27 protein-coding genes are annotated in these 25,479 nt (G+C 51.5%); 20 read left to right on the top strand and 7 right to left on the bottom strand.

The window, feature by feature from the left end; genetic code table 11:
* Window positions 1-577 precede the first annotated feature (577 nt).
* The 7 genes from ACT53C_RS10205 to ACT53C_RS10175 all read left to right on the top strand — a co-directional run bounded on the left by ACT53C_RS10205 (window position 578) and on the right by ACT53C_RS10175 (window position 5,749).
* Window positions 578-1,378 carry a flagellin N-terminal helical domain-containing protein gene (locus ACT53C_RS10205; RefSeq protein ID WP_476145892.1) on the top strand — a complete coding sequence of 267 codons (801 nt, stop codon included), beginning with the start codon at window positions 578-580 and terminating at the stop codon, window positions 1,376-1,378.
* 73 nt (window positions 1,379-1,451) lie between these two features.
* Window positions 1,452-1,799, top strand: coding sequence for a flagellar protein FlaG (locus ACT53C_RS10200; RefSeq protein ID WP_476145890.1), 348 nt, complete (start codon window positions 1,452-1,454; stop codon window positions 1,797-1,799).
* Between the two features lie 30 nt (window positions 1,800-1,829).
* Window positions 1,830-3,518 (top strand): flagellar filament capping protein FliD, encoded by a 1,689-nt coding sequence (gene fliD / locus ACT53C_RS10195; protein ID WP_476145888.1) that lies wholly within the window; start codon window positions 1,830-1,832, stop codon window positions 3,516-3,518.
* 24 nt (window positions 3,519-3,542) lie between these two features.
* Complete coding sequence (fliS, locus tag ACT53C_RS10190; RefSeq protein WP_476145886.1) at window positions 3,543-4,013, top strand: flagellar export chaperone FliS; 471 nt, start codon at window positions 3,543-3,545, stop codon at window positions 4,011-4,013.
* Between the two features lies 1 nt (window position 4,014).
* Window positions 4,015-4,347, top strand: coding sequence for a flagellar protein FliT (locus tag ACT53C_RS10185; RefSeq protein WP_476145884.1), 333 nt, complete (start codon window positions 4,015-4,017; stop codon window positions 4,345-4,347).
* Window positions 4,348-5,484, top strand: a complete 1,137-nt coding sequence (gene fliK / locus ACT53C_RS10180) for a flagellar hook-length control protein FliK (protein ID WP_476145883.1) — start codon at window positions 4,348-4,350, stop codon at window positions 5,482-5,484.
* Window positions 5,471-5,749, top strand: a complete 279-nt coding sequence (locus ACT53C_RS10175; protein ID WP_194746933.1) for an EscU/YscU/HrcU family type III secretion system export apparatus switch protein — start codon at window positions 5,471-5,473, stop codon at window positions 5,747-5,749. Before fliK ends, ACT53C_RS10175 begins: the two co-directional genes overlap by 14 nt.
* Window positions 5,750-5,822: 73 nt before the next feature.
* Here ACT53C_RS10175 and ACT53C_RS10170 read toward each other — a convergent pair whose 3' ends face one another.
* Together ACT53C_RS10170 and fliE are read right to left on the bottom strand one after the other, a co-directional pair.
* On the bottom strand, window positions 5,823-7,418 hold the full coding sequence (locus ACT53C_RS10170; protein WP_476145881.1) for a tetratricopeptide repeat protein: 1,596 nt from the start codon (window positions 7,416-7,418) through the stop codon (window positions 5,823-5,825).
* 64 nt (window positions 7,419-7,482) lie between these two features.
* Complete coding sequence (gene fliE, locus ACT53C_RS10165; protein WP_476145879.1) at window positions 7,483-7,848, bottom strand: flagellar hook-basal body complex protein FliE; 366 nt, start codon at window positions 7,846-7,848, stop codon at window positions 7,483-7,485.
* 280 nt (window positions 7,849-8,128) lie between these two features.
* Between fliE and fliF the strand changes: the two genes are divergently transcribed.
* The 13 genes from fliF to fliR all read left to right on the top strand — a co-directional run bounded on the left by fliF (window position 8,129) and on the right by fliR (window position 19,683).
* The gene (fliF, locus tag ACT53C_RS10160; RefSeq protein ID WP_476145878.1) at window positions 8,129-9,850 is read left to right on the top strand and encodes a flagellar basal-body MS-ring/collar protein FliF; all 1,722 of its coding nucleotides are present in this window, start codon (window positions 8,129-8,131) and stop codon (window positions 9,848-9,850) included.
* Between the two features lie 3 nt (window positions 9,851-9,853).
* Complete coding sequence (fliG, locus tag ACT53C_RS10155) at window positions 9,854-10,849, top strand: flagellar motor switch protein FliG (RefSeq protein WP_476145876.1); 996 nt, start codon at window positions 9,854-9,856, stop codon at window positions 10,847-10,849.
* A 24-nt stretch (window positions 10,850-10,873) separates the two neighbouring features.
* Window positions 10,874-11,542 carry a flagellar assembly protein FliH gene (locus ACT53C_RS10150; RefSeq protein WP_476145874.1) on the top strand — a complete coding sequence of 223 codons (669 nt, stop codon included), beginning with the start codon at window positions 10,874-10,876 and terminating at the stop codon, window positions 11,540-11,542.
* Between the two features lie 30 nt (window positions 11,543-11,572).
* The gene (fliI, locus tag ACT53C_RS10145) at window positions 11,573-13,054 is read left to right on the top strand and encodes a flagellar protein export ATPase FliI (protein WP_476145872.1); all 1,482 of its coding nucleotides are present in this window, start codon (window positions 11,573-11,575) and stop codon (window positions 13,052-13,054) included.
* An 18-nt stretch (window positions 13,055-13,072) separates the two neighbouring features.
* Complete coding sequence (gene fliJ, locus ACT53C_RS10140; protein ID WP_194746927.1) at window positions 13,073-13,519, top strand: flagellar export protein FliJ; 447 nt, start codon at window positions 13,073-13,075, stop codon at window positions 13,517-13,519.
* A gap of 18 nt (window positions 13,520-13,537) precedes the next feature.
* On the top strand, window positions 13,538-14,914 hold the full coding sequence (locus ACT53C_RS10135) for a flagellar hook-length control protein FliK (protein ID WP_476145870.1): 1,377 nt from the start codon (window positions 13,538-13,540) through the stop codon (window positions 14,912-14,914).
* A gap of 150 nt (window positions 14,915-15,064) precedes the next feature.
* On the top strand, window positions 15,065-15,679 hold the full coding sequence (locus ACT53C_RS10130) for a flagellar basal body-associated FliL family protein (RefSeq protein WP_476145868.1): 615 nt from the start codon (window positions 15,065-15,067) through the stop codon (window positions 15,677-15,679).
* Window positions 15,680-15,694: 15 nt separating this feature from the next.
* Entirely contained in the window at window positions 15,695-16,699 is a 1,005-nt protein-coding gene (fliM, locus tag ACT53C_RS10125; RefSeq protein ID WP_194746924.1) for a flagellar motor switch protein FliM, read from the top strand.
* 59 nt (window positions 16,700-16,758) lie between these two features.
* Complete coding sequence (gene fliN, locus ACT53C_RS10120; RefSeq protein ID WP_194747501.1) at window positions 16,759-17,184, top strand: flagellar motor switch protein FliN; 426 nt, start codon at window positions 16,759-16,761, stop codon at window positions 17,182-17,184.
* A 21-nt stretch (window positions 17,185-17,205) separates the two neighbouring features.
* Window positions 17,206-17,727, top strand: coding sequence for a flagellar biosynthetic protein FliO (fliO, locus tag ACT53C_RS10115; RefSeq protein WP_476145866.1), 522 nt, complete (start codon window positions 17,206-17,208; stop codon window positions 17,725-17,727).
* Between the two features lie 111 nt (window positions 17,728-17,838).
* A complete protein-coding gene (gene fliP / locus ACT53C_RS10110; protein WP_379076741.1) occupies window positions 17,839-18,603 on the top strand; it encodes a flagellar type III secretion system pore protein FliP in 765 nt (254 codons plus the stop codon).
* A gap of 24 nt (window positions 18,604-18,627) precedes the next feature.
* Window positions 18,628-18,897: a flagellar biosynthesis protein FliQ gene (fliQ, locus tag ACT53C_RS10105; RefSeq protein WP_379076738.1), complete on the top strand. Its 270-nt coding sequence runs from the start codon at window positions 18,628-18,630 to the stop codon at window positions 18,895-18,897.
* A gap of 18 nt (window positions 18,898-18,915) precedes the next feature.
* Window positions 18,916-19,683, top strand: coding sequence for a flagellar biosynthetic protein FliR (gene fliR, locus ACT53C_RS10100; RefSeq protein WP_476145863.1), 768 nt, complete (start codon window positions 18,916-18,918; stop codon window positions 19,681-19,683).
* 154 nt (window positions 19,684-19,837) lie between these two features.
* Here fliR and flgL read toward each other — a convergent pair whose 3' ends face one another.
* From flgL to ACT53C_RS10075, 5 genes are all read right to left on the bottom strand, one after another.
* Complete coding sequence (flgL, locus tag ACT53C_RS10095) at window positions 19,838-20,746, bottom strand: flagellar hook-associated protein FlgL (RefSeq protein ID WP_476145861.1); 909 nt, start codon at window positions 20,744-20,746, stop codon at window positions 19,838-19,840.
* Between the two features lie 41 nt (window positions 20,747-20,787).
* Window positions 20,788-22,431: a flagellar hook-associated protein FlgK gene (gene flgK / locus ACT53C_RS10090; RefSeq protein WP_476145859.1), complete on the bottom strand. Its 1,644-nt coding sequence runs from the start codon at window positions 22,429-22,431 to the stop codon at window positions 20,788-20,790.
* Window positions 22,432-22,533: 102 nt separating this feature from the next.
* A complete protein-coding gene (gene flgJ / locus ACT53C_RS10085; RefSeq protein ID WP_476145857.1) occupies window positions 22,534-23,610 on the bottom strand; it encodes a flagellar assembly peptidoglycan hydrolase FlgJ in 1,077 nt (358 codons plus the stop codon).
* A gap of 13 nt (window positions 23,611-23,623) precedes the next feature.
* Complete coding sequence (locus ACT53C_RS10080; RefSeq protein ID WP_476146055.1) at window positions 23,624-24,709, bottom strand: flagellar basal body P-ring protein FlgI; 1,086 nt, start codon at window positions 24,707-24,709, stop codon at window positions 23,624-23,626.
* Window positions 24,710-24,796: 87 nt separating this feature from the next.
* Complete coding sequence (locus ACT53C_RS10075) at window positions 24,797-25,447, bottom strand: flagellar basal body L-ring protein FlgH (RefSeq protein WP_476145855.1); 651 nt, start codon at window positions 25,445-25,447, stop codon at window positions 24,797-24,799.
* Window positions 25,448-25,479 lie beyond the last annotated feature (32 nt).

Genomic DNA, 25,479 nt, shown 5'->3' with positions numbered 1-25,479 from the left:
ATCTACAAGGCAGAATTCAATGTTTCAAGCTTGGGGAAATGAAAAGCATACCGTCACAGGTTATTTCTTTCAAAAGTACTTCATTCATCAGCAAGAGTCTACGTGTCTTTGAAGATAAGCAGGTAAAAACGCCGTTGTTTTACCAAATTATGCTGGCTGGACTCCGGTAAAGTAGGCACGTTGGTGTATCGCTAAGTCACTTGAGTGTAGTGAGCACAAAATGATTTCATGGAGTCTGCAGGACTGAAGAAAATTACTCGAAGTTTTTCTCACAACAATAGGCCAAGTCGTGCTGACGCGATAACCATGCTGATACTGGCATGGTAGCAATGTTGCACGGCTTGAATTTGCATAATGGTTTGATATTAAAGTTTTTCCGAGAGGAGTCGTAAATAGTTTCAAGTGCATGGTCTGCCAAACAGAAATTTCAAATCCAGCATTAAAGAAATTTGAGATGAGGCCGATAACAGTAATAACAACGCTGAATAGCAAACACGTAGTCAATACAGTGAATCAACGTTGATATGACATGCCGATTTGACACTCATTGGATATACGACTCTAAAGGAGATTTAACATGGCTTCTGTAATTAATACCAACATTGCATCCCTGAATGCACAGCGTAATTTGAATGCCTCACAGGCCGGCCTGAATCAATCGATTCAACGCTTGTCTTCTGGCTTGCGCATCAATAGCGCTAAAGATGACGCAGCGGGCATGGCGATTGCCACTCGTATGGACTCACAAATTCGCGGCAGTAACGTCGCGATCCGTAACTCTAACGATGCGATTTCTTACCTGCAAGTGACAGAAGGTGGTTTGTCTAAAGCCACCGATGCTTTGCAACGTATGCGTGAACTGGCAGTACAAGCATCAAACGGTACTTATGGTTCTGGTGACCGTGCTAACCTGGATACAGAATTCCAGCAACTATCATCAGAATTAACCCGCCTGAGTACTTCTACACAGTTTAACGGTTTGAATGTGTTTGGTGGTTCTGGCTATACTTTCCAGATTGGTTCTGGCTCTGCAGATACTCTGCAAGTGAGTGCAGTGTCTGCGGCTTCGTTGACTGGTAACGTTCAAAGTGCCTCAGCTGCGACTAACGCGATTACAGCGATTGATGCGCAACTGGATTCAGTGAACACTTCACGTGCGAGCTTGGGTGCGTACCAGAATCGTTTTGAAGCGGTGGTAAGCAGCCTGCAAGTGAATGTGGAAAATATTTCTGCAGCGAAATCCCGGATTACGGATGCAGACTTTGCGGCAGAAACCGCGAATATGACACGTAACCAGATTCTGCAACAGGCAGGGACTGCGATGTTGGCTCAGGCTAACCAGTTGCCTAACAGTGTCATGAGCTTGCTCAGAGGTTAATTCTCAAGACATTTGAATGATATCCACAGGGGAATCCCTCTGTGGATTTTAGGCTAAGCAGAGGAGCAGCATCATGACTCAATCTATGGATGGTGTTGGCGGTAACCGCACAGTAACAGGGGTGCCCGCAGTGAATAGCTTGAAGCTGGTGAAATATGCAGAAGCCAGTGGTGAGCAAAAGCCTGCCGAAGTGCTGGATAAGGCGACTTTGACAGGAGCAGTACAAAAACTGAATGACTATGTGGCGCCTGCGCTGCAAACCATACAGTTTTCGATTGATGATGACACAGACCGTATTGTCGTGAAAGTGGTCGACACCGAAACGCAGAAGGTGCTCAGGCAAATCCCTAACGAGGAGGTACTTGCCATTAGCAAGACGCTGGATAAATTAAGAGGGCTAGTCATTCGTCAGACAGTGTGATCAATTGTGAGTGTATTTGGAGACTAGATTATGGCATCGTTAGTAAGCTCAGTAGGGCAATCAGGATTACCCATTGACTCTATTGTCAGTAGCTTGATGAGTGTGGCTCAGCAGCCGATTACCCAGATTCAGACTCAAGTCTCTTCTTACAACTCCAAACTTTCTGCTTACGGTACTTTGAAAAGCGGGTTGAGTACCTTCCAAACGGCTTTGGATAGCCTGTCCAGTCCTGGCAAGTTTAATGCGCAATCCGTTACGTTGACCGATTCAAACAGTATTAGCGCGACTTCAGATGGTACCGCGACCAATGGCAACCATAGTATTTCGGTGAGCCAGCTGGCGACTTCACAACGTATCACCACGTCTGCCTACAGTGATGCTAGTACTACTTTTGGGACTGGAAGTCTAAAAATTTCCTTTGGCACTTATACACCTGCCAACGGTAATACCGCGGCTTCTTTTACCACAAACAGTAGTAAAAATGCGATCACGGTGAATATTGACAGTAGTAACAATACCTTGTCCGGGATCCGTGATGCGATTAACGCACAAAACGCTTCTGTTACGGCCTCTATTGTTAACGACGGTACAGGTAACCGACTTGTGATTACTTCCACAGATACCGGTGCAGCCAACAGCCTCAAAATTGATGTCAATGATAATGACGGTAATAATACAGATGGCAGTGGCTTGTCAACGTTTGCGTATGACCCGACCGCTTCGAGTGGCAGTGGCAAAAACCTGAGCGAGCTTCAATCTGCACAAAATGCGCAGCTGACAGTGGACGGTTTGAACATCAGCAAGGCGAGTAACACCATTACTGATGTGATTCAGGGCGTGACTTTAAACCTGAAGGCGGTTACCAGCACCACTAACTCAATGACGATCGCCACAGACAATAGTACGATCAAGAGCTCGGTACAGAGTTTTGTAGATGCTTACAACAAGCTCAATAGCAGTCTGCGTGACCTGACTAAGTTTGTAGATGGCGGCTCTTCCTCTAACGGCCCCCTGCTTGGCGACTCGGTAGCCCGTGACGTGACAGTAAAACTTGGGTTAATGATGTCCCGCGTTTCACCCACGGCTGGGACCTACCGTACCTTGAGTGACATTGGGGTCACTGTAGGCGATGGCGGGGTCATGACTCTGGATGATACCAAGTTCCAGAAAGCGGTAGCCAATAGTCCTTCAGATATTGCCAAAATCTTTTCACCCTCAGCCAGCACAACGGATCCGTTGGTGAGTTTTGTTAGTAGTGGTGATACCACGGTTTCTGGTACCTATGCTGTCAATGTCTCTCAAGCGGCTAGCAGTTCGCAAGATGTTGCAGGGCAGATTGATGGCGCCAATGCCATTGGTAGTGGCAATACCTTGACCGGCGCATTTGGTCAGAACAGTGCAGGACTTAAATTGACTATTTTAGGTTCTGCCACAGGGGACCGTGGTACGGTCACCTTTAGTCGTGGCTTGGCCGGCGAGTTGAGTAGCCTGGTTGATGGCTGGCTAAGTTCAGATGCCGCCTTGGCGACCAGAACAGACGGCTTACAATCCTCAATCAAGTCATTAAATAAACAGGCAGATGACTTAAGCGCTAAGCTGCCAAGTCTAGAGGCAAGTTATCGCTCTCAATATGCACAACTGGATGCTTTACTGAGCAGTATGCAAAACCAGAGCAACTCACTCACACAACAACTGGCTGCTATAAGTAAAAATAGCTAATTGCGGAATATTATCAGGAGAATCATGATGTTTGGATCGAAACAATCTGCCATTAATGCCTACGCCAAAGTAGGTTTGGAAACAGGTGTCGTAGATGCCAGTCCGCTCAAGCTGACGATTATGCTCTATGAAGGTGCAGTGACGGCGTGCATCCGGGCACAGCAAGCGATCCAGAAAAAGGATATTACGCAAAAAGGCGAGTACATTTCCAAGGCCATTGCCATCATTGATTCAGGTTTGCGTGCCAGTTTAAACAAACGCGCAGGCGGAGAGGTTGCACTTAATCTCGACCAGTTATATGAGTACATGATACGGACCCTCATGCAAGCGAGTTTGCGGCAAGACAGTGCTAAAGTGAGCGAGGTCCAGCAACTGCTGATGGAGTTGAAAGGGGCCTGGGAAGTCTTGGAAAAATCCGGGATGAGCCGCCTTGCACAGCAACAGGTTGCAGAAACGGCCATGGCTTATCAACATCTCACCATGGCCGGGGCATGATATGTCCAAGGCACTCATTAATACTTATGAGTCTGCTGCCAAAATCATGGAGCAGATGCTGCTCGCTGCCCAGCAAAATGCTTGGGAAAAGGTCACTGAGCTTGAGCAGTCGTATATGCTGAAGATTGAAGTAATCAAAGCGCTGGAACAAACCCTGCGTTTACAATCTGAGCAATTGACACAGGCACAGCATTTGCGCAAACAGGAGTTGGTGCAGAAAATTTTGGCCGATGATGGCGAGATCCGTAATTTGCTGTATCCCGTCATGCATCGTATTACCGATATGATTTTTGATGCGCAGCTACATGCACGCACCCCACCGGATGTGATTTAGATGATTCCTATCCCGCAAGTCCTCTCACAACGTTTCATTACCAGTGAAACTGAGAACTTGCGTGCGGTCACTTCCATCATGCCGGTGGAAGGTACCCAGGCCGAAGCTCCTTTATGGGAACGCATGCGTCCAGGCATGCAGTTTACCGGACTGATTTTGCAAAAAGACACCGCTCAAAAAGGCGCAGGCAATGCCGACCTGGCTGCTTTTAAAGTGCAAATCCAGCTACCCAACCAGCCACCCATGGTGGTGCAGATGCAATTACCCGCTTACTTGTCGCAACAGCAAACACTGAACATGCAGTTTATGGGGCTGGCACAAGGCCAGAGCAAAGACGCCGAGGGCTATCCGCAAGTGCGCTGGGGTGTGCAGTCTTCCGCGGCGGGCACGACTCGGCTGTCGACAGCTGGGTTGCTGGCAGAGACGCCACATGCAGACAACCCCGCTACTATGCAAAGTCTGGTACAGAATGCGGCCGGGCAATCGAGTCTGGTCGAGTTAAGTTCTCCCGCCAGAAACCTACAGCGCTGGCTGGATGCCAGCCCGTTTCAGTCGCAATCTGCCGTCTTGCAGGCACAAACCGTGGTCAGCAACAGCCCGCAAAAGCCGCAAGTGCTAGCTCAAGATCTCAAGCATGCGCTGGATAGTTCGGGCTTGTTCTATGAGTCTCACCTGAAAGAGGCGACGCTGGGCACCCGGCCCTGGCATCAGCTACTGCAAGAGCCGCAAAACAAACCTCACTTTGTACCGCCGGAGATGGTGTCGCAACAGTTACAGGTGCTGGAACAACAGCGTGTGATTTGGCATGGTGAAGTCTGGCCCGGCCAGATGATGGAGTGGCAGGTCAGTGAGCGCAAAAATTCCCAGCAGTCTAGCGAAGACCCGACTTTAAACAGTTTGTTTAGTAATTTGAAATTGCAGCTGCCAAGGCTGGGCGAGGTGGCTGTAAGAATCACGCTGGCTAACGGGCGCTTTAGTGTCCGTGTGCAGCCCACGGATGCAGCTAGCCTCAAGGAAATGCAATCTGGCCGCAGTATGCTGGCCATGAATCTGCAAGCTTCTGGAGTGAAGCTGGATTCCTTGCAAATCGTGCGTGAAGAAATCGCGCAGCACAGGCCGCAATATGCAGCAGGATAAGCCTTATACCCAATCTGCCGTGGCCCTGGCTTACGAAGCCGGGGATTTGGCGCCACGCGTGGTGGCCAAAGGCAATGGTCTGCTCGCACAACGCATCATTGCCCTGGCGCAAGAACACGAAGTCTATGTGCATGAGTCACAAGCCATGCTCAACCTGCTCATGCAGGTCGAACTCGATGCCCATATTCCCCCACAGCTGTACCAGGCGATTGCTGAAATTCTGGCCTGGTTATACAAGCTGGAACAAGGGCAGGCCGACCATTAAACTGGCCAGTCTCAGATAGAGACTTTGTAGCAGTAACATTGCCGCATCTTGTTTTGCCAGAGAGTTCCCGCGTCTACGCTTTTTCTGCAATCACTTCTGCCAGCGCCTGTTTGACGTCTGTAATGACACTTGTCCAATCATGGTCATGCGCTCTGAACAGTCTGGCCGAGGGGTACCACGGACTGTCTTCGCGTGCGAGCAGCCAGCGGAAATCTGGTGGGTCAGGTAACAATATCCATACCGGTTTGTGCATGGCGCCAGCCAGATGTGCGACTGAAGTATCCACTGAAATAATCAGATCCATGTGTGCGATGAGCGCAGCTGTATCGCTAAAATCCTCTAGTTCGGCCTGGTGCTGCGTGAGTTGTGGCAGCCCGCTTAACGCAACCAGGTCAGTGTCGCGGACTTCTTTTTGCAGGCTATGAAAACTCGCATCCAGTACCAGCAACGGCGCTAACTGCGCTAGCGGAATACTGCGGTAACGATCTTTCTGATGCGTGGTGGATCCTGACCAGACCAGGCCTATCCGTAATCTGTTCTGATCTGTCATCTGCAGACGGCTTACCTTGTCAGGTGCGGCAAACAGGTAAGGGGTGCGCTGAGGCAGATTGCCGAGTTCTGTCTTGAAGATATATGGCAAGCTCATAAGCGAACAATGGTAATCATAGTCCTGATAAGCGCTGCCCGCAGCAATCAGTAAATAGTCTGGCCCCAGCGAGCGCAACAAGGGAATCAGGCTCGCTTGCACTTCAATAATCACCTGTGCGCCCAAGGTGGCGACCAGTTTGGCGTAGCGTATAAACTGGATGGTATCGCCCAGCCCCTGTTCGGCGTAAAGCAAGATACGCTTGCCTTGCAGGGGTTGTTCGCCGGTCCACATCGGTTGCACACAGACCGCACGGCGTCCCCTGGGCAGATGTGGTGCATGTTTGCCACTCTCGTACAAGGCCCAGCCTTGCGCATAATCACCTGTGAGCAACAGGAATAACGCCAGATTCCAGTGCAAGGTTGGGTTGTGTGGTTCAAGTGTCAGCGCCTGACGATAACAGTCGCTGGCCATGTCAATGTCCAGCATATCCAGATACAGGTTGGCCAGATTAAGGTAAAACAACGCGCTCTGCTGATCGGCTAGCGGGATTTGCTGGTAGCTGGCCAAGGCCTCATGATGGCGGCCAAGCATGTGTAAGATGCTGCCTCGGCATAATAAAGCCGGTGCCAGCGTGGGTGCATAGCCGACCAGTTGGTCTGCACTGAGCAAGGCTTCTTCATAGCGGCCGAGCCGACTCAGGATCAGGCTTTTGCTGTGCAAGGCGGCAACGCAAGCCGGGTTTAACTGTAAGGCAAATTCATGATGGGCGAGCGAAAACTCAAATTGCTCTAATTCAAACAGCAAGTTGCCGCATTCGATAAGCGTGGGTTCGTGCTCAGGATCAAGATGCAGGGCCTGGTTGAAGCAGTGCAGGGCCTGCGGGACATTTTTTTGCTGCTTGAACAGCATCCCCTTGTGAAACCAGGCTTGAACATTGGCGGAGTTCCTGGCTAATATGGCGTCAGGTGACTCTTGGCAGGCGGTGCTGCCTGACTGCCGTAATATCGGTGTGCCATTGAGGCGCATCAGGGGGGGAGAGGCGGTGTCTTGTATCAAGCCAGCCAATTGTTTACCCAGCATTCTTCTTTTCTCTCTGTTAAAATGGACCGATGGGCGGGCCCAGCCGCCAGCGGGCTACTTAACCCTAGACTTGCATATTCATCATATCCTGGTACGCTGTGACCAGCTTGTTGCGGACCTGCACTGTGGCCTGAAAGGCGATATTCGCTTTTTGCCCGGAGATCATCACATCAGACAGGCTGACGTTGTCATTTCCCATGGCAAAATCCTTGCCCATTTGATCAGCCTGCAATTGCATATTGTTGACCTGGTCCAGGGAAGATTTCAGTGCATCACTAAAGCTCACTTGCGTCGTCGGGCTTGCCTGAGGAGGCTTGGCGACCGGATTGGCAATGGTACTGTTGCCCAGCCCCTCTGGTTTTTGAGCCGCCGCCCGCAATTGCGCCAGCATGGAGGAGATGCGTTGTGCATCAATACCGCCTGCGTTCATAGGTGTCTCCTTTCATCCTGTAGTCATTAGTTTGTGGGGGGAGGCCATTGCCTCTTATCTCATGGTGAGCACTGTAACATTGCACCAGCTGGACTGCTTTGCAAAATAGGCAACATTAATCCGTCTTATTTGCTGATTTGAATAGGCAGGCTCAGCGCATAATGTGATCCATGTGAAAGTGTCCTGACAGGATATTGAAGTTTAAAAGGGGTGGCAGCATGACCGGCAATCAACAGGCCGGGAGGCAGGTCACTGCAAGTAGGTAATATTGGAGGTTCAGATGGCTGCTGATGCTGCCTTATTAACAACAAGCAATGAGTCTGGCGGAGCGTCCAACATGTTTGGACAGCTCGGACAAAAGTTAATGCTGGTCGCCGGGATTGCTGCCGTGGTCGCGGTGATGGTGGTGTTCTGGCTGTGGAGCCAGAAGCCGGATTACCGGGTGTTGTTCTCCAACTTTGCTGACAAGGATGGCGGTGCCATCGTCGCCGAGTTGGATAAATTGAATATCCCTTATCAATTTGCCGATGGTGGGGGTGCCATTCTGGTGCCTGCTGACATGGTTCATCAGGCACGTTTGAAACTGGCGGCACAAGGTCTGCCCAAAGGCGGCAACATCGGCTTTGAACTGCTGGAAAACCAGAAATTTGGCGTGTCGCAGTTTGTTGAGCAGGTGAACTTTCAACGCGGCCTTGAGGGCGAGCTGGAGCGCAGTATCCAGTCTATCTCTGCTGTGCAGGCTGCTCGTATCCATCTGGCGATTCCCAAGCCCAGCGTGTTTGTGCGCGAGCAACAATACCCAACCGCTTCTGTGCTGCTCAATCTGCACAATGGCCGTCGGTTAGACGCGCAACAAGTGGGTGCTGTTGTGCATCTGGTAGCAAGCAGTGTGCCTAACTTGTCTGCCGATCACGTCACCGTGGTCGATCAAAACGGCAATTTGCTGTCTGACAACGCCAACAAGCTCAAGCAAAGTGGCCTGGATCCAGAACAGATGGCCTACGTGGAGAACATGCAAAGCAGCATTGCTCGCCGTGTTGAATCGATTATTACGCCTATCGTCGGTGCGAAAAATGTGCATGCCGAAACCAGCGCCGAAATTGACTTCTCAATGACGGAACAGGCCAACGAATCCTATAAACCAAATGCCAAGCCTGATGATATGGCGATTCGCAGTGCGCAAAGCCATGAGGCGCAAAACACCGGCGCCAACAACGGTGCGGTGCCTGGCGCCTTGTCCAACCAGCCGCCTGCAGATGCGACTGCTCCAATTAATGCCCCTGGTGCGCAGGGTCAAGGGGGAAATGCTGCACCTGCTGCTGCCCCAACCCCGCCACAAAATACACAAAAAGATACCACTACTAACTACGAGCTGGACAAGACTGTGAGCTATATCCAGCAGGCCAAGGGCGGCATCAAGCGCCTGCATGTGGCGGTGGTGGTCAATCATATTCCTGTGGTCGATAGTACCGGTAAAACGACTTACCGTGCACTAACGGCGGCCGAGAAACAACAGGTAAGCGACCTGGCAATGCAGGCCATGGGCTACAACAAAGAGCGTGGCGATACTATCTCTGTGGTGAATACCCCGTTTGTGGCCGAAGCACAGGAAAAACTGGTTGAGCCACCGCTGTGGAAGGACCCTGTCATGATTGAGTATGGTAAAGATGCCTTGCGCTTCCTGGCGGGCGTGGTGGTGTTGATGATGATTTATAAAAAGCTGCTCAAGCCGATGGCCACCAAACTGACTGGCGCGGATAAAAAACAACTGGCTTTGACTGCAGCACAAAACGCGGCAGCAGGCGGTGAAGCCGTTGCCGGCGCGGCAGGCAGTGCAGCTGAAGGTGAAGATGCACTGGTCACCTTGAGTGGCGATCCTCCTGCGTTAACGGGCGATGATGGCCGTATGGATCAAACCTTGCTGGCCGTGAAGCAGGTGGCCAAAGAAAACCCACGCATGGTCGCGAATGTGGTTTCCAGCTGGGCGACTGCGGAGAAATAAACCATGACTGAAGGCTTGACTAAAAGCGCGATTTTGATGCTTGCCCTCGGTGAAGACGAAGCGGCGGAGGTGATGAAGTATTTGTCGCCCAAAGAGGTTCAGCGGCTGGGCATTGTCATGGCTTCGATGAAGCCGGTGCCACGCGAAGAAGTGACTGAAGTGCTGGAGTCGTTTATGGTCGACTTTGCCGGCAGCAGTGACTTCGGGCTGGATTCGGACGCCTATATCCGCTCGGTTCTGATCAAAGCTTTTGGCGATGACAAAGCCTCTAACCTGTTAAGCCGGATTCCGCAATCGCAAGATGCCGCGGGGATTGAAAGCCTGAAGTGGATGGATGCCTTCAGCGTGTCCGAGTTTATCAAGAATGAGCATCCGCAGATTATCGCAACCATCTTGTCGCATCTGGAGGCAGATCAGGCCGCAGAAATTATCGGGCATTTTACTGACCGTTTACGCCAAGATGTGATTTTGCGGATTGCCACGCTCGATAGCATAAAACCGGCCGCGCTCAAAGAGCTCAATGAAGGCATGATGAAGATGCTGTCAGGCAATGAAAACCTCAAGCGTCAGCCGATAGGCGGCGTAAAAACTGCGGCTGAAATCATGAACTACCTGAGCGGCGACAATGAAGCCAAGTTGATGGAAGGCCTCAAAAGCTACGATGACAATATGGCGCAGGAGATCATGGACCAGATGTTTGTCTTTGATAACGTCATGGAAATTGACGACAAAGGCATTCAAACACTGTTGCGTGAGGTGCAATCTGATATGTTGATTGTGGCATTGAAGGGAACCTCTGATGAAATGAAAGAGAAGTTCCTGCGCAATATGTCTTCGCGTGCAGCCGATATGATGCGTGAAGACATGGAAAGCCGTGGTCCGGTCAAGTTGTCGGAGGTTGAGGCACAGCAAAAACAAATTCTGCAAATTGTACGCAGGCTAGCCGATGAAGGCCAGATCATGCTGGCTGCCAAAGGCGACGGCGAGCAATATGTTTAAACCCAGTCAGTGTAAGGAAGCATAATGGTGGCTGCATCAATCCCGAAAGAACAAATGAGTGCCTACCAGCGCTGGGAGATGGCCAGTTTTGATGACGCCAACAGCAGTGAGAGCGTGCGCCGTAAACAGGCACAGGCGGATGAAGCCGCACGCACGGTGAGTGAAATTCTCAAGCAAGTCCGCCAGGAAGCCTATGAAGAAGGGTTCAAGATTGGTTATGGCGATGGCATGCAGCACGCGCAGGCACAACTGGAAAACGAACGTGGTCAGTTGTTGCAAATGGCGCAGAGTTTCCAGCAGGCGCTGGCGTTTCAGGATAGCCATGTTGCCGAGTCTGTTTTGAGCCTGGCGCTGGATCTGGCCAAAGCCATGATGAAAACCAAGCTGCAGGCTGATCCGCAGGCGGTGCTCCCAGTTGTGCTGGATGCGATGCACTATTTGCCCCAAGTCAGACAGCCCGCGCGCCTGATTGTGCATCCGGATGATGCGCAGGTGCTACGCAGTCATATCGGCGACACACTCAAAGAGCAAGGCTGGCAAATTGTGGAAGAACTGCAAGTCGAACGTGGCGGTTGCCTGGTTGAAACGGCAGATAACCAGATTGATGCCAGCAATGAGGTCCGCTGGAAGCGTCTGGTACAAGGGCTGTCACGCTATGATGACTGGCATAAACCTACCTCCACCCACGAATAAGTTTTTCACTTTCTAGTTTAAGCCTACGTCATGACAATTTCAGATTCAGGGCTGCCGACGTTAGACGCGGTTGCTGACAATAGCCCCCAAGTCACCAATGAGCCTCCCAAGCAGCCCAATGTGCATGAGCAACGCTGGCAAAGTTATTTGCGCGATTGCAGTGAACTGATCAATATGGTCGACCCGCTTGAAGTCGCGGGGCGTATCGTCAAGGTGACCGGCCTGGTAATGGTCGCTACCGGTATCAAAATGCCGATCGGTGGTGCCTGTTTTATCCCGTTACAGGATGGTGGCCGGGTAGAGGCCGAGGTGGTGGGATTTGATGGCGAGAACCTGCTGCTCATGCCACAAACTGCGGTGGAGGGGGTGACCCCAGGCGCCAAGGTGTTCAGTATGGAAATTGCTGAAACCGTGCCAAAACCACAAATTGGTCGTCCGCCACGTCGACGTGCACAGGATAGAGCGCGCCATTTTCCGGTAGGGGATGGCTTGCTTGGACGCGTGGTTGATGCAGCCGGTAATCCGCTGGATGGTTTGGGCCCTATTTCGGGAGATGTGACCGCGCCGCTCAATGGCCGCGTGATCAACCCTTTGCAACGGGCGCCGATTGAAGACACCCTGGATGTTGGTGTGCGTGCGATCAACGCCATGCTCACCGTGGGCAGGGGGCAGCGCATGGGCCTGTTCGCCGGTTCTGGTGTGGGTAAGAGTGTACTGCTGGGTATGATGGCCCGTTACACCACTGCGGATGTGATCGTGGTCGGCCTGATTGGTGAACGGGGCCGCGAGGTACAGGAATTTATCGAGCAGATTCTGGGGCCGGAGGGGCTGGCACGCTCTGTGGTGGTCGCGGCGCCTGCCGACGTCTCGGCATTGATGCGCTTGCAAGGCGCGAGTTATGCCACAGCCATTGCCGAGCGTTTCCGCCAGCAAGGCAAAAATGTGTTGCTGATTATGGATTCACTCACCCGTTATGCCATGGCACAACGCGAAATTGCCCTGGCCATTGGTGAGCCACCCGCAACCAAGGGCTATCCGCCTTCTGTGTTTGCCAAATTGCCAGCGCTGGTCGAGCGTACCGGCAACGGCGCCAGGGGTGAGGGCTCGATTACAGCGTTTTATACCGTGTTGACCGAAGGCGATGACCAGCAGGATCCGATTGCGGACTCTGCGCGCGCGATTCTGGACGGACACATCGTGTTGAACCGCAGCCTGGCCGAGAGCGGACATTACCCCGCCATTGATATCGAGCAGTCGATCAGTCGCGCCATGCACAACATTACCAGCAAAGAACATCAACAGGCCGCCCGCATGCTCAAGCAGTGGTACTCACGCTACCTGCGCAATCAGGACTTGATCGCGGTAGGGGCTTATCAGCCAGGATCAGACCCCATGCTGGATATCGCGATTAGAAAACGTGACGACATCAATGCCTTTTTACAACAAGACATTGATGAGTGTGCGGATATGCAGCATAGCCTGCAGCAATTAGCCAACACACTGACCTTATAGTCCCTTTAAAGCAAGCCTATGGCCAAACAATCCACCCAAACTTTGACCTTGCTTAACCAGTTGGCTGCCGACGAGGTGGAAGCTGCGATGCAGGCGCTGGCCCAGGCCATGCAACAGCTGGAACAGGCGCAACAGCAGCAAGTCATGCTGGCGCAATATCAGCAGGAATATGAGCAGCAATGGCAGCAGGTAGTGCAAAACGGCCTTAAAGCCGATTTATACCGTAATTTTCAGGGCTTTTTCTCGCAATTGGAATTGGCGGTACGCACGCAAAATGCTCAAATCGAACAATGTCAGGCGATTGTACAGCAGCAGCGGTTGCGGTTGCAGGAAAAACAGCGCAAGCAAAAGTCTTATGAAGTTTTGATTACGCGGGCCCAAACCTCACAGGCCAAGGCTGAAAACAAGCGTGATCAGAAAATGATGGACGAATTTGCCAGCCGCGCCAGACGAGCACGTTGGTAAATAGCCGGGAGTAATGTGATGGCCTTGATTAATTCACCAGTACTGCCTACCCAGGCGTCAGAGGCGCTTAAAGCGCCCATGACGTCGTCAGGTGGCCAGGAGCCGGTGTCACCCGATGCGTTTTCACAAACCTTGCGCCAGCAAATGGCCCAAGCCCAGCCTTCTGCGCCTAAAGACAAGCCTGCTGCGCCCAAAGCGGAGAACAACACTGAGCAAGGCGCTGTGTCGAGTGCAGCAAGCGAACCGACTGAACAGGATGGCAAAGGCACTGCTGCCACGGGGACAGAAGTGGCCCCTACAGAAAAAAATATTCCCCATCGCACAGGCAAAACCACGGCCAAATCCAAAGCAGACGAGAGCGACAGTCAGGCAAACAGTGTTGCCAAAGAGGCTTCTAGCGTGGTCTCACCTGCCGTTGGAGGGATTGACCCTGCCCGTTTGACCGATGCCAAACCAGACCAGAAAAAAACCGGTGTTGGCACGACTGAGGATCCCAGTGCTGCGGCTGCCGGCATCATGCCATGGATGCAGACCATGCTTGCGATGCGGGCTAATCAGCCCGCAGAGGCTGTCAAAGGTGGCGCCGAGGGGAGTGGCTTGACGCTCAGTAACGGTCGTTTTACGGCCGCTGGCCAACACGGGGTAGGCAATGAGTTGCAGACCACGCCAGCCACCGACAAAGACTCGCTGACAGCAGCGACTACGACTGTGCAAGGCGGTAAGCAGCTCTCGGGTCAGTCCACCAAATCAGACAAGGCGGTTGAAGGCTTTACAGCGCTGTTGAATAACGCCAAATTGACCAGCGCGGAGATTGGCTTGCCTAAAGGCATGGAGCAGGCAGTGCGTACGCATGAAACGACGCAGGGTGCCAGTACATTGACTACGCCGCCCATGATAGAGGCCATGCAGAATACGCCCTGGTTGCAATCGGCTGGTGTGACTGATCTGAGCCAGGTGGTCACCACCCAGATTACGACACCGTTTACCGATGACCGTTGGCAAGCGGCAATTAACCAGCATGTGATGCAGATGGCCAGCAAGAGCGACGAAGTGGCTAGTCTGACCCTGTCGCCCCCGGATTTGGGGCCCATCCAGGTGGTGTTAAAGGTCGATAACCAGTCGGTGAATCCCAGTTTTATCACCGATAACCCCCTGGTGCGTCAGGCGCTGGAAGATGGCATGCAGGATCTGCGTGATCGCATGCAGTCCCAGGGCTTGGAACTGGGACAGACCTTTGTTGGCAACGGGCAGCAGGCACAACAGCATTTTGAACAGCAATCCAGCCGTGATTCTGCAAGGACTGCAGCCCCTGCGGCTGAGTCAGACACGGCGATCGTACCGCAAACGGCAGTCCAGTCACGTGTGGTACGTGGCCTGGTGGATACGTTTGTATAAGCACTGCTCCAGATTGGCTAGCATGCCTCACCCAGCATAAAGGTTGATTTAACGCTGATTTTCCCCTTTTATCCGGCAATGTTTTGCTGGGCGCCCTCCGCATAATGACACCATATATCGTCAAAGTTTTACAGTAAGAAAGGTAGTGTCATGGCTCAAGAACCAGCAAAAGCAGACGGTGCAGCAGAGGCCGCCCCCAAATCCAAGAAAAAACTGATTGTGATCCTGGCCGTGGTGCTGGCGTTAGCCGCTGGCGGCGGCGCAGCAGCCTTCTTCCTGATGAAAAAACCTGAGGCGCATCAGGCCAAAGATAAGCATGGTAGCAAGGCCGGCAAGGAAGATGGCCATGAAGAAGGGGCTGCTGAGGGCGAAGAGGAAGAGGCCGCAGCCGATGAAGAAGAGGAAGAGCATGAAAGCGGTGGTGGCGGTGGCCATGGTGAAGCGGCTGCTGGCCCGGCCTACTTGCAATTTGAAACGTTTACCGTCAACTTGCTGCCTGATCCCGATGAAAAGTTTTTGCAACTGGACCTGACGATTGAAGCCAAAGACACTGCGCTGGCCGACAAAATGAAGGCACAAATGCCGCTCATGCGTAACCGTGTATTGATGTTGCTCACCAGTAAAAAAGCATCGGATATTGCGACGCCTGAGGGCAAAGCTCAGCTCAGCGAAGAACTGCTGGCAGAACTGAAAAAACCATTGAAAAAGGGGGGTAAACAACTCAAGATCAAACAGGTGTTGTTTACTTCATTTGTGATCCAGTAATGCCTGAGAGTAACCATGTCTGCAGATAAATTTTTATCACAAGACGAAATCGACGCCTTACTCAAGGGTGTCGAGGGCGACGATGACAGTGATGCCTCCAGCAAGGATGAGTCTGGTGTCCGCAACTACAACCTAGCCACGCAAGAGCGCATTGTGCGTGGGCGCATGGCCACGCTTGAGATCATTAATGAGCGTTTTGCCCGGTTGCTGCGTATTGAGTTGTTCAATTTTCTGCGGCGTACGGTCGAAATCTCGGTAGGGCCGGTCAGGATCATCAAATACACGGACTTTATCCGTAATCTGGTGGTCCCCACTAACCTCAATTTGATCCATATGAATCCCTTGCGCGGCACGGGTGTACTGGTGCTGGATCCTACCTTGGTCTTTTTGCTGGTGGATAATATGTTTGGTGGCGATGGCCGCTTTCATACCCGGGTGGAGGGGCGTGATTTCACCGAAACCGAGCAGCGGATTATTCAACGCGTGCTGAATATCTTGTTTGATGCCTACCAGAAAGCCTGGGCGCCTATTTATCCGGTGCAGTTTGAGTATCTGCGCTCCGAGATGAATACCCAGTTTGCCAGTATTGCCACCCCGAATGAAGTGGTGGTGGCGATTACGTTTAATGTGGAGCTGGGACCTAACAGTGGTGAAATCCATTTCTGTGTGCCTTATGCCATGGTGGAGCCGATCAAGGACTTGTTGACCTCGTCCCTGCAAGGCGAGAACCTTGGCGGTGACAAACGCTGGGTAAAAATGATGACCCAGCAAATCCAGGCGGCAGAAGTCGAAATTGTGGCCAATCTGACCACACGCAAGATGATGGTGGCAGACCTGCTTGCGTTAAAAGTGGGGGATGTCATTCCTGTGAATATTCAGGATACGGTAGAAGGACAAATCGATAACGTGCCCATTATGGAGTGTCGTTATGGCGTGTTTAACGGGCAATATGCGCTCAAGGTGGAAAAAATGATACGTGCTGACGGTAGTAGTCAGGAACAATTGCAAGGAGAGTCATAATGGCAATGGATCCCGCGACAAGTAGTAATGAAGAGGAATTGGATGCCGCACTGGCCAGCATGGGGATGCCTGAGTCGGAAGGGGTGCAAACCATTGCCGAGGATGACTGGGGCGCGGCCCTGGCCGAGCAAACCAAAGCCGAGTCCTCTGCATTGCAAGAGCCGATAGGCAAGGCCGCCGTTTTTAACGAGTTTAGCAGCAGCAACAAACTCGAAGGCACCCAGAACGATATTGATTTTATTCTGGATATTCCGGTACAGCTGACTGTAGAGCTGGGCCGTACCAAGATTTCGATCAAGAACCTGTTGCAATTGGCGCAAGGTTCTGTAGTTGAGCTGGATGGCATGGCGGGTGAGCCCATGGACGTATTAGTGAATGGCTGCCTGATTGCACAAGGTGAGGTGGTGGTGGTGAACGACAAGTTTGGTATCCGCCTGACCGATATCATTACCCCCGCAGAACGTATCCGTAAACTGAATCGCTAACTGCCCGAGATACTGATGCGTATGATGCATGCATGCAAATGGCTGCTGGCCGCCGTGGCTAGCTGGACTATTTCGCCACTCGCCCTGGCTGCCGCGACAACAACGGCTGCCACGGTAGCCCCTAGCACCGGCGATACCTTGGGCCGTATGGTGTGGGGCACGGTGATCGTCTTGCTGGCGATTGCGGCGGTTGCCTGGTTCTTGCGCCGCGTCCTGCCTGGGCAAGGCTATTCAAAAGCTGGTGTGATCAGGCAGGTTGGCGGCTTGCAATTGAGCCCACGCGAGCGGGTGGTGGTGCTTGAAGTGGGTGGCCGTTGGCTGGTGGTAGGGCTGCATGGTGGGCAAATGACCGCGTTGGGTGAGGTGAGTCCGACTGCCACTGAATCGGCTGCATCCGACAGCACGCAGGCGGCAGAGCCTTCTGCCCAGGCGATCTCTGCTCAAACGATTGTTGATCCGCAAGCTTCTTTTGCCGTGCGTTTGCAACAGGCGATGCAGGCCACCTTGCAAGACAAAGTCAAATCTTTCAAAAGCAAGCCTTGAGTGGCTTATTTCCAGCCTTTGATTGGGCTGTCCCAAGCGTACACTGTCCTTAACTTATTTTAGAGCTTGTGCTGTCTGATGATGGCGCAAGTCAGTGACGGGTATTGTTGCATGCGTTTACATTCCATCCTCAAGTCTTTGCAAGTCTTGCTGCCAATCGCACTGCTGCTATTGTGGTCATCAGGCAGTCTGGCGGCAGAGGGCTTGCCCATCGGCACGGTGACTCCTGCGCCAGGGGGGGGGCAGGACTATACACTGAGCCTGCAAACGCTGATTCTGCTGACTGCGCTCACGTTTATTCCAGCGGCCTTGCTCATGATGACCGGCTTTACGCGCATTGTGATTGTGCTGTCGCTGTTACGTCAGGCGCTGGGGACACAGTCTGCCCCCTCTAACCAGGTGTTGATCGGCCTGGCCTTGTTTATTACCTTTTTTGTGATGGGGCCGGTGTTTGACAAGATTTATACCGATGCCTACCAGCCGCTTTCCGAAAGCAAAATTACCATGCAGGAGGCGCTGCAACGCGGTGTTTTGCCGCTTAAAACCTTTATGCTCAAGCAAACGCGCGAGACTGACCTGGCCATGTTTGCCAATATGGCCCATAGCGAGTCCATCAATACGCCAGAAGAAGTCCCGCTCAGAATTCTGGTGCCTGCCTTCATGACCAGCGAGCTTAAAACAGCGTTCCAGATCGGTTTTGCCATTTATATTCCTTTTCTGATTATTGACATGGTGGTGGCCAGTATCTTGATGGCCATGGGCATGATGATGATGTCACCTTCTGTGGTGTCCTTACCATTCAAGCTGATGCTGTTTGTCCTGGTAGACGGCTGGCAATTGATCCTGGGCTCTTTGGCGCAAAGCTTTGCCCTCTGATTGTTCTCTTTTCTGGAGTATTCTATGAGTCCCGAACAAGTCCTGACCTTGGGTAGTGAAGCCATGCAGACCACCTTGATGGTGGCGGCGCCGGTATTGGGCACTGCGCTGATCATTGGTCTGGTGGTAAGTATTTTTCAGGCGGCCACACAAATCAACGAGCAGACCTTGTCTTTTATTCCCAAGCTGGTCGGGGTGATGGCGATCTTGCTATTGGCTGGGCACTGGATGCTGATGACGCTGGTGGATTACATGCACCATATCTTCACCATGATTCCACAGCTGGCCAATTAACGAGGGCTGCCTCGCCAGATGCTGACGATTCATGACTCAGACCTGCGGCAGTGGGTGGTGCAGTTTCTCTGGCCGCTGACACGTATCCTCGGCTGCATTGCCGTGGTGCCGTTGTTTAGTCATCCCTCCATTCCCAACCGCATTAAACTCACAATCGGCTTTATCATTACGCTGGCACTGGTGCCTGGCATCCAGGTGCCTAATATTGCCGTGCTGTCATGGCAAGGCTTGTTCTCATTACTGGCGCAGTTTTTGATCGGCATCAGCATGGGCTTTGTCATGCGGCTCATGTTCACTGCCGTTGAGCTGGCTGGCTTTATGATGGGGATGAGTATGGGGCTGGGCTTTGCCAGTTTTTATGATCCGCATACCGAAGGGCAGACTATTGCAGTTGCTCAGATGCTGACTATGCTTACCTTGTTGGTGTTTATGAGCCTGGATGGGCATCTGATTGTCATTGCGGTCATGATGCAAAGTTTTGAAACTATGCCGATTAGCATGGCGCATTGGCAACTCAATAGTCAAACCATTGCCAGCATAGGTGGCCATATCTTTTCCCAAGGTTTACTCATGTCTCTGCCGGTGATTGCCAGCTTGCTGATTACCAATATGGCGCTGGGTGTGCTGACCAAAGCCGCACCACAACTTAACCTGTTTGCGCTGGGATTTCCTATCACGATAGGGGTAGGATTTATCATGATCCTGCTGGGATTACCTGCTGTAGTTCATCCTATAGAGGATTGGCTGATCGATGCGCAGCAGTATATGCTGCAAGTGATCCATTAATGCTTTCCTTGGTCACTTGCTCTCGCTAAGCAAACAGCAGTGTTAACCGCCCAGCGCTCTCTTGAAATATCATTAAATCGCTGATGGTTGGGCCTGGCTAAGTATGCATCGATATCAACGAGTGGTATTTAAAATCGGCTTGCGTTTAAGGCTATCAAGAAATAAATTGGAATAGAGACAATTGAGTGGTCGAAACAAATGATTTCTGGGCGGCTTCCATCGTAGTATTCATTTTAGCAAGGTCAGATAACGCTTGCGTGTAGTCCAAATCTTGCAGATTGGATAACACTTTTGAATACTGCAAATCAATATCACTGCCGGTATCGTCCAGAATCTGGATTTCATTCATCTGGCTGCCAATTTGGGCACGGGTGTTCAGGATACTGTCCAATGAGTTATCTGTATTTTTTAGTGCGGTTGCCAGGCCATTGGTAAAGTTTGTCCGCGATGTTGCATCAGTGATCGGTGTATTGAGTAAGGTAATCGCTTGTTGCATGTTAGCAAACAAGTTATTGCCATTGGCATTAAATACACTATCACCTGTAAAAGTGGTCGGCATTGTCCGGTTGTCATCAATCTGCAGGTTCATTCGGGACGTCTCACCCTGAAACACACCGGTATTGGTAAAGGCTGGCTTATCCGTTGCGAATCCCGAGTAAATAAAGTTGCCCATAGAGTCTTTGGCGTTAGCAAGGCTGATCAAGCTATCTAGTCGGCCTTGTAATTCGGTCGCAATACTTTGCCGTTGCGAATCGTTATAGGTGGCATTACCAGCCGCCGTCAGCGAACTTTTGATGTTCAATACCAGATCCGTGACCGATGATAAATTGGTCTCGTAGTTTTCTAGCATGCTGTTGGCGGTTTTTCGTGTCTCAGCATACGTGTCTTTCATATTCTGGGCGTTGGTAACCTCAATAATCCGAGCATACGCAACTGGATCATCCGCAGGCGAGCCGACTTTTTTGCCGGAAGAAATCTTTTGGTTTAGGTCGTTGACGACACTCTGTAAGTCCATGAGGCGGTTAGTGCCATTGGCATAGATGGTATTTGTGCTCAGTCTCATACTGACATCCTCAATTTCTGTGATTTATTGCTGCCTGTATTTTAATGACCCAAGCTTAATAAAGTGTCAAACATATTGCTGGCGATTTGCATCATTTTGCCAGCGGCCTGATAAGCTTGCTGATAGCGAAGCAAGTTGGCTGCCTCTTCATCCAGATTCACCCCGGATTGCGATTGCATCGCTGCGGTGGCATCATTCAGCGCCGTTTGATCTGCCTGGTTCATAATGCTCATCTGGTTGGCTTTAATCCCGACCGCACTGGTCGTGAGTGCATAAGCTTGAGCAAAGGTTCTATTGGTCGAGCTGGCATTGACTCTGACAAAGTTCTGGTTTTGCAAATTCGCCAGTTTTAAAGCATTGGTGTTGTCACTTTCACCCTTGGACGGATTGTCTGCCAGTGCTAGTTTTTCCACATCCGTAATCGCCAAGCTGAGGCCACTGGCCGCATATTGGGTAGGTTTAATTAGGTAAGAGTCACCATTCACTGGCGAGCTAGTGTTGGTATTGATGGTGATGCCATCTTGATTAAAGGGCAGCGTGACATTCGTCCAGACATACTTGTCATTTTGGCGAGTCACATTGTATTGGCCATTGACGTAATCCAGTGAGTAGTTGCTGCTGGTCAGTTGTGAGGGGTCTGTAATTGCGACTGAGGCTTGTTTGGTTTGGTCCGTATTATTACGGTTACTAATCGCGACCGGCCCTGCAATGGTAAACATGTCCTGGCCAGCGGCACCAGTCAGATCTGTCCCTTGTTTGTGCTGGTTGTTAAAGGCCGTGGCAAAAGTAATCGCAAGCTGCCCGAGCTGGTTTTGTACCGTGTCTAGCGTTTCGTCTCTAAATTGCAATGCGCCACCTAAGGCCCCCCCGGTCAGAGAACCACTGATGGGTTTAGGGGCACTTGCCGTACCATAACCCACTTCCAGACGGCTACTGTCTGTGTCATTGGGGACCGCATACAGGTCTTGAGATTGATTACCCAGTACAATAGGGATGCCATTGCCGATAGAAACGTTGTAAGTATGATCGTCCTGAGGCAAGACTGAGGTTTTTATCTGCGCACTTATTTTTGTCACCAGCAGGTCGCGCTGGTCCATCAGGTCATTCGGTGGATTGCCTGTCGAGCTATAGGCCTGTTTGATTTTTTCATTCAAATCCGCAATTTCACTGGCATAACTGTTAATGGTAGCTACACTGGTGGTCACTTGCGTGTTGATATTTGAGCGCATCTCATCTAGGCGCGAGTTCACCGACGCGAAGCGGCTGACCAATGATTGCGCATTCGAAATCGCGGTTTGCCGGGTGGCAATATCCGAGGGGTTGGCTGCGACTGCACTGACAGACCGGAAAAAATCTGTCATCACGGCACTGATACCTGCCTTGTCATCGGACAGCAGGCTATTGACCTCATTGACGCCTTGTAGATATACAGCGCTTGAGCTTTGATTGCTGGTGGTGTTGATCACCTGCTTGGCAAGTACATCATCATAGGAGCGCACAATGGTTCCCACCTGAGCCCCTTGGCCAAGGTAGCCATTGCCAAAACTTTGTGCTTGTGCCGCCGTTTGAACAATAGACTGACGGTTATATCCAGGCGTGGATGCATTGGCAATATTATGGCCTGTGGTCGCGATGCCCAGCTGCGCCACTGTCAGCCCACTTTGGCCAACGTTTAATATATTCATATGCTATAGACCTTTCGGACAGGCGGATGAATGACAGCTCAAAAATGGCCATCAACATCGCAATTAAATTGCCTAACGGCAATGTTTTAAAATACTTTAATTTCAACTTCGCAAATGATTGATCACTTGCGTTAATTTTTTGCCATATTGTGGATCAGTCGCATAGCCTGCACGCTGCAGCGCATGTGCATAAGCACTGGCATCATGCGTATTATTCATGGCTTGTTGATAGCGCGGATTTTGAGAAATCATGTTGGCGTAATCTTTGAATGCATCACTGTAACTGTCGTAGGCGCGGAATTTCTCCACTTTGGTTTGCTTGACGCCATTCACGTACTCGGTAGTGGCACTGCTCACAACTTTGCCTTTCCAACTGGCATCTGCCTTGATGCCGAACAGGTTATGGCTGTTGACGCCATTCTCTGTTTTGATTTCATGTTTACCCCAGCCGCTTTCCAGTGCGGCCTGGCCGATCATGAATTTGGCTGGAATGCCAGAAGCGTTGCTGGCCGCCTGTGCATGGGGCCGCATGCTTTGAATGAATTGCTGGGTTTTGCCAGCGACTTCACGCATCGCGGTCGCCAAGGGCGCCTGGGGTAGGGTGAGTTGCTTCACATTGGCTTGTGTTTCCTCGATCAATGGTGGCAATTCCGGGATACCACGTGCCCAGGCGGTATCGCTGGCCGGCGCTGTGGAATCAGTGTCTGCCGCTTCCCATTGTTGATACGCTTCACGAATTTTTTGTGTTGCTTGTGCAAGTACAGTTTTGGCATTGGTGGGCGCTGCGCTCTGCACCGATGCACTGCTGACTTTATCAGCGGCTTTATTTGCCTTGCCCGAGTCGTTGCCAATTGTGGAGGTGTTGGTATCCACGGGATGTCCGCTGAATTTACTCAATTGCCTGACCAGCACATCGGTGAGCCCCAAGCCTTTCTGGCTCAAGTGTGTACTCAATTGTTGGTCCAGCATACCCGTAAACATTTTGCTTTGTTCGTTATCGGCAAAGCCATCTTGCGGGACGGTATCACGCATGCTTTTGAGCATCATGTTCATCAAAATACCTTCAAATTGACGTGCCACTGCGCGAATGGATTCAGGCGAGTCATTTTTTGCTCGCTTGAGACCATTCAGCGCGTTGCCGTCTATGGCCAGGCTATTTGGATCGACACGTGGTTGCATGAGCGCCTCCCGTTTAAATCACCTCAAGCTCGGCATTCAATGCACCGGCCGCTTTCATGGCCTGCAGAATTGCCAGCAAGTCCTGCGGCGTCGTGCCAATGGCATTGAGTGCTTTGACCACATCTGCCAGGTTGGCCCCATTGTTGAGCTTGAGCACTTTGCCAGGCTCTTTGTTGATATTGATTTCAGACACTGCAGTAGACACCGTTTGGCCGTTAGAGAATGGGCCAGGCTGGCTGATCACTGGTGAAGTATTGATCACCACTGACAGATTGCCATGCGAGACGGCACAACTATCCAGTGTTACGGCCTTGTTCATTACCACGGAGCCAGTACGTGCATTGAGAATAATCTTGGCCGGCGTGGCTGCCAGTGCCACATTAATGGTTTCGAGGTTGGCCAGAAACGAGACGCGGCTCATGGTTTCTGGTGGGCGAACCTGGATTACGCGGCCGCTTTCGGCTTGCGCAGTCATCGGGCCAAACTTTTTGTTGATGGCTTCTACCACGTTATTCGCGGTTGAGAAATCACTTTCCTTAAGCTCAAGCCTGACGACATCTTGACTGAGCAGGGTGTTTGGCAGCGAGCGTTCTACGGTCGCGCCTTCAGAAATGCGGCCCACGCTTAAATGATTAATTTGCGCCTGACTGCCGTTGGCAGAGGCACCGACACCGCCGACCACTAGGTTACCTTGAGCCATGGCATAGATTTGTCCATCTGCACCTTTGAGCGGTGTCATCAGCAGGGTGCCTCCCCGCAGGCTTTTGGCGTTACCCATAGAGGAAACGGTCACATCCAAGGTTTGTCCTGGTTGTGCAAAAGGGGGCAGGGCGCTGGTGACCATGACGGCGGCAATATTTTTCAGCATCAGGTTAGTGCCTGGTGGAATCGTCACCCCGAGTTGGTTCATCATGCTGATGATACTTTGGACGGTAAACGGGGTTTGTACTGTCATGTCGCCTGTGCCATCCAGACCGACAACCAGGCCATAGCCAATCAACTGGTTGCTACGCACGCCCTGAATGTTGCTGATGTCCTTGATGCGTTCTGCGTGGGCATTATCTGTGTTGACGATGGTCACACTGAGCAACAACAGCATGCACAACAGTTCTTTTCTGTTGTCGTAGAAATAACGTAACAGGGTGCGTGCGTTGCGGGGGGATGTTTTTTTCATCATGTGTGTCCCCTACAACGGAATCATGCTAAGAAAGAAGCGGGAAAATATCGATAAAGCCTCTGCTGCATCCAATTTGCTATTGGTCCGGTATTCAATTCGTGCATCTGCCACTGTGGTCGAAACGACCTGATTACCCAGCGTAATTTTGTCCGGGTTCACAATACCTGAAAAACGCACAAACTCGGTCCCTTTGTCAAAGCCAATCTGCTTTTCACCACTAATGACTAGGAAGCCGTTCGGCAACACATCAACCACCGTTGCAGTTACCGACCCGCTAAATGTATTGCTTGCGTCTGCAGTCGCCTTGTCTTTAAATGAGAGAGCAGAGCTGGCATTGAAAGAAGCTTTAGGCACGTTATGACCAAATAAGCCAGTGACGCCAGCTGTGGTTGCACCATCTTTGGTTTGTTCATTATCAGTAGCTTTGTTGGCAGTCGTGTTTTCTGTAATCAACACAGTGACAATGTCGCCGACATAACGTGGTCGACGATCTTCAAATAGGGGGCGGTAGGCGCCACTGTTAAAGATGGATCCTTCTGTACGTGTATCCGGGCGGGCCACAGCAACACGGGGTGTTTCAGGCTTTTGAACAATCGTGGACGGCGTGATTGAGCAGCCATTCAGTAATTGCGAGAATGCCAGACAAAGTAATAAGCTCATGATCGTTCTATTCATCATTTGAGTGCCCCTCA

It is taken from the genome of Methylophilus sp. DMC14 (genome assembly GCF_056314085.1).
The sequence above is the reverse complement of the archived record's forward strand: the minus strand, read 5'-3'. Positions and strand labels throughout refer to the sequence as shown.

What these genes read in the sequence shown, in the direction of transcription:
- ACT53C_RS10170 (WP_476145881.1), bottom strand. Translation starts at nt 7,418, where the DNA reads ATGCTGGGTAAACAATTGGCTGGCTTGATACAAGACACCGCCTCTCCC.
- flgL (WP_476145861.1), bottom strand. Translation starts at nt 20,746, where the DNA reads ATGAGACTGAGCACAAATACCATCTATGCCAATGGCACTAACCGCCTC.
- flgK (WP_476145859.1), bottom strand. Translation starts at nt 22,431, where the DNA reads ATGAATATATTAAACGTTGGCCAAAGTGGGCTGACAGTGGCGCAGCTG.
- fliE (WP_476145879.1), bottom strand. Translation starts at nt 7,848, where the DNA reads ATGAACGCAGGCGGTATTGATGCACAACGCATCTCCTCCATGCTGGCG.
- fliQ (WP_379076738.1), top strand. Translation starts at nt 18,628, where the DNA reads ATGAGTCCCGAACAAGTCCTGACCTTGGGTAGTGAAGCCATGCAGACC.
- flgJ (WP_476145857.1), bottom strand. Translation starts at nt 23,610, where the DNA reads ATGCAACCACGTGTCGATCCAAATAGCCTGGCCATAGACGGCAACGCG.
- ACT53C_RS10150 (WP_476145874.1), top strand. Translation starts at nt 10,874, where the DNA reads ATGGTGGCTGCATCAATCCCGAAAGAACAAATGAGTGCCTACCAGCGC.
- fliJ (WP_194746927.1), top strand. Translation starts at nt 13,073, where the DNA reads ATGGCCAAACAATCCACCCAAACTTTGACCTTGCTTAACCAGTTGGCT.
- fliR (WP_476145863.1), top strand. Translation starts at nt 18,916, where the DNA reads ATGCTGACGATTCATGACTCAGACCTGCGGCAGTGGGTGGTGCAGTTT.
- ACT53C_RS10075 (WP_476145855.1), bottom strand. Translation starts at nt 25,447, where the DNA reads ATGAGCTTATTACTTTGTCTGGCATTCTCGCAATTACTGAATGGCTGC.
- fliD (WP_476145888.1), top strand. Translation starts at nt 1,830, where the DNA reads ATGGCATCGTTAGTAAGCTCAGTAGGGCAATCAGGATTACCCATTGAC.
- fliM (WP_194746924.1), top strand. Translation starts at nt 15,695, where the DNA reads ATGTCTGCAGATAAATTTTTATCACAAGACGAAATCGACGCCTTACTC.
- ACT53C_RS10205 (WP_476145892.1), top strand. Translation starts at nt 578, where the DNA reads ATGGCTTCTGTAATTAATACCAACATTGCATCCCTGAATGCACAGCGT.
- fliK (WP_476145883.1), top strand. Translation starts at nt 4,348, where the DNA reads ATGATTCCTATCCCGCAAGTCCTCTCACAACGTTTCATTACCAGTGAA.
- fliN (WP_194747501.1), top strand. Translation starts at nt 16,759, where the DNA reads ATGGGGATGCCTGAGTCGGAAGGGGTGCAAACCATTGCCGAGGATGAC.
- ACT53C_RS10200 (WP_476145890.1), top strand. Translation starts at nt 1,452, where the DNA reads ATGACTCAATCTATGGATGGTGTTGGCGGTAACCGCACAGTAACAGGG.
- ACT53C_RS10130 (WP_476145868.1), top strand. Translation starts at nt 15,065, where the DNA reads ATGGCTCAAGAACCAGCAAAAGCAGACGGTGCAGCAGAGGCCGCCCCC.
- ACT53C_RS10080 (WP_476146055.1), bottom strand. Translation starts at nt 24,709, where the DNA reads ATGCTGTTGTTGCTCAGTGTGACCATCGTCAACACAGATAATGCCCAC.
- ACT53C_RS10135 (WP_476145870.1), top strand. Translation starts at nt 13,538, where the DNA reads ATGGCCTTGATTAATTCACCAGTACTGCCTACCCAGGCGTCAGAGGCG.
- fliS (WP_476145886.1), top strand. Translation starts at nt 3,543, where the DNA reads ATGATGTTTGGATCGAAACAATCTGCCATTAATGCCTACGCCAAAGTA.
- fliI (WP_476145872.1), top strand. Translation starts at nt 11,573, where the DNA reads ATGACAATTTCAGATTCAGGGCTGCCGACGTTAGACGCGGTTGCTGAC.
- fliP (WP_379076741.1), top strand. Translation starts at nt 17,839, where the DNA reads ATGCGTTTACATTCCATCCTCAAGTCTTTGCAAGTCTTGCTGCCAATC.
- fliO (WP_476145866.1), top strand. Translation starts at nt 17,206, where the DNA reads ATGATGCATGCATGCAAATGGCTGCTGGCCGCCGTGGCTAGCTGGACT.
- fliF (WP_476145878.1), top strand. Translation starts at nt 8,129, where the DNA reads ATGGCTGCTGATGCTGCCTTATTAACAACAAGCAATGAGTCTGGCGGA.
- ACT53C_RS10175 (WP_194746933.1), top strand. Translation starts at nt 5,471, where the DNA reads ATGCAGCAGGATAAGCCTTATACCCAATCTGCCGTGGCCCTGGCTTAC.
- ACT53C_RS10185 (WP_476145884.1), top strand. Translation starts at nt 4,015, where the DNA reads ATGTCCAAGGCACTCATTAATACTTATGAGTCTGCTGCCAAAATCATG.
- fliG (WP_476145876.1), top strand. Translation starts at nt 9,854, where the DNA reads ATGACTGAAGGCTTGACTAAAAGCGCGATTTTGATGCTTGCCCTCGGT.